The organism is Priestia sp. FSL H7-0729 (assembly GCF_038005685.1).
Lineage (GTDB): Bacteria > Bacillota > Bacilli > Paenibacillales > Paenibacillaceae > Paenibacillus.
Map to the genome: position 1 here is coordinate 1 of NZ_JBBOTQ010000031.1, position 2,891 is coordinate 2,891.

General features: G+C 47.0%; 1 protein-coding gene. It reads left to right on the plus strand.

All coding sequences use genetic code 11. The features are described 5' to 3' along the window. Positions 1 to 2,891, plus strand: a 2,891-nt coding sequence (locus MHH93_RS28365) for a condensation domain-containing protein (protein ID WP_500056825.1), incomplete at both ends; no start/stop codon positions are given.

Genomic DNA, 2,891 nt, shown 5'->3' on the forward strand with positions numbered 1-2,891 from the left:
CTGATCGAGGAAGATGTGCTGACCGATCCCGCAGCATTACGAGAGGTTCTGACGCAAAACCGAATCAATCTGATGTTTATTACGACAGCCCTGTTCAACCAGCTGATTCGTCTGGATGCGGGTATATTCGATGGAGTAGCACAGCTATTATTTGGAGGAGAGGCGACTTCAGAGGAACATGTCGATCTTTTGCTGGCTAGAGATCACGGGGTACGATTAACGAATGTGTATGGACCGACTGAAAATACAACCTTCTCCACGTATTATCCGATCGATCGGCAAGCGCGGGGAGCCAAAACGCCAATCGGCAAACCGATTTCGAACACATACGCCTATATCATGAATGAGAGTGGACTCTGCGGTATCGGTATGCCAGGGGAGTTGTACGTAGGCGGAGCCGGGGTAAGCCGGGGATATCTGAATCAGGCAGAACGGACAGCCACGAGTTTTATAGCGAATCCGTATCGTCCAGGAGAGCAGATGTACCGGACGGGAGATTTGGCCAGATGGAGATCGGATGGGAATATAGAGTATTTGGGCCGCATGGATCAGCAGGTGAAACTGCGAGGATTCCGAATTGAACTTGGAGAGATCGAGAGCCGGTTATTGGAGCAAGCAGGCATAGCAGAAGCAACAGTACAGCTGAGAAAAGATGCAGATGACTATCTGTGTGCTTATGTAGTGGGCGAAGGTGAGCTGGACGGGGAGCAAATTCGGGAGAATCTGCGCAGCATCCTGCCTTCATACATGGTGCCATCTTACGTGGTACAGCTGGAGGCTCTACCCCTGACCAGGAACGGGAAACTGGACAGAAAAGCACTGCCAAAGCCTGAATTAGAAGGCAGCGTGATGTATGAAGCCCCTTGTGATGAGATTGAGCAATGCATAGCAGATATTTTCAGTGAAATTTTAGGAGTTTCTCCAGTTGGGGTGCAGGATCATTTCTTTGAGCGTGGAGGTCATTCATTACGTGCTGCTCGTCTGGTTAACAGACTGGAAACTCAGGCAGGTCTGCGCCTATCTGTAAGAGATGTTTTTGCATATCCAACCGTACGCCTGCTGGCTAATCGGGCCAAAGAGATGCAGGGTTCCCATTCTTTTGTACCTATCCCAGCGCAAAAAGTGCTTCCTTATTATGAGACGAGCTCTCCGCAGAAGAGGTTATACGTCATTGATCGAATGCAACCTGGAACGATTACCTACAACATGCCTGAATTCATCCAGTTGAAAGGCAAGTTGAATGTTGAGAAATTGCAGCAAGCGCTGCAAGCATTGGTGGACAGGCATGAGCCGTTACGTACAAGCTTTGATATTCAAAATGGAGAGCCTGTTCAAATGGTGAAAAACAAAGTTCATTTTGAACTTGAATATGAAAAGGGAACTCATGAGCATATGGCATCTGCCATGAAAACATTTATCCGTCCCTTTGATCTGACTGTTGCACCTTTGATGCGTGCAAAAGTATGGCAAATGGCTGAGGATGACGCCATCTTTATGATGGATTTTCATCATATGATCTATGATGGAGGTTCCGTTCCCGTTTTGATGAGAGATTTACAGTATCTGTTCGAGGGGCGGACTCTTCCGGAGCTGAGAGTTCAATATAAAGACTATAGTTGTTGGCAGAATGAGCGGGATTTGTCTGAGCAAGAACAGTACTGGGCATCGGAGCTCTCTGGTGAAATCCCTGTTCTTGAACTTTTCACAGATGAACCACGTCCGAAGGAACAGCATTTTGATGGAAGCAGTATTCCATTCCAATTAAGCAAGGAAACAAAAGAGGCAGTACGGAAGCTCTCCCATTCAACGGGAGCAACGGATTATATGATTCTTTTATCGGGTTTTATGCTTCTTTTGAGCCAATGCAGCGGCCAAGAAGATATTATAGTAGGAAGTCCGATTTCAGGTCGAGTTCATGCTGATACAGAGAATATGCTGGGTATGTTTGTGAACACGCTTGCCATTAGAGGTGAACTGAGTGCTTCTCAAACGTTTGGTGAACTTGTACACCAGATCAAGGAAAAGTGCTTGAGAGCTTATGAGAACCAGGAATATCCGTTTGAACGTGTCGTGGACCAGTTCGCAGGACAGAGGGACTTATCCAGAAACCCTGTATTTGATGTCATGTTCACTTTGCAGAACAATGAGTTTTCTACACTAGCTTTGGGTGATTTAATCCTGAAGCCGTTAGAATATCCGTATGAAATTGCCAAGTTCGATCTAACCGTCAGCATGCGCGAGACTGAACAGGGTTATGATCTTCACTGGGAGTATTGCACAGCACTCTTCCACATGGACACGATTAAGCGGATGGCAGCACAGTTTGAAGAACTTTTAAAGAATGCATTACGTGATCCCAACCAGATTTTAGGTATGATCAGTATAGTTCATCCTCATGAGAAACATTTGATTCTCAATCAATTTAATGCAACGGACACGGTATATCCCTCTGACCGAAGTGTGGTAGATCTGTTCCATTCCCAGGCTGCATTGATTCCTGATCAGCTAGCTGTCGTGTCAGGCGAAGAGCAGATGACATACCGTGAACTGGAGCAGCGTTCCAGTCAGCTGGCAGAACAGTTACGGCTTGCAGGTGTGGAGCGAGGAGATTATGTGGGTATTATGGCTGAGCGGAATACACATACGATCACGGGGATTTTGGCGATTTTGAAGGTCGGAGCAGCGTACATGCCGATTGATCCCAAATATCCAGATCAGCGAATAGCTTACATGCTGAAGGATAGTAGGGCCAAGGTAGTGCTTATCGGTCAACAAAAGCCCGAAGCGCTGAAGGCCAGTCAAGTTACAACCTTGTCCATGCTGGCATCGGAAGGAGTGCGAGAAGAAGTTGCCTCTCCGCCTGAGACCGTGGGACAAGCAATGGAAGAGGC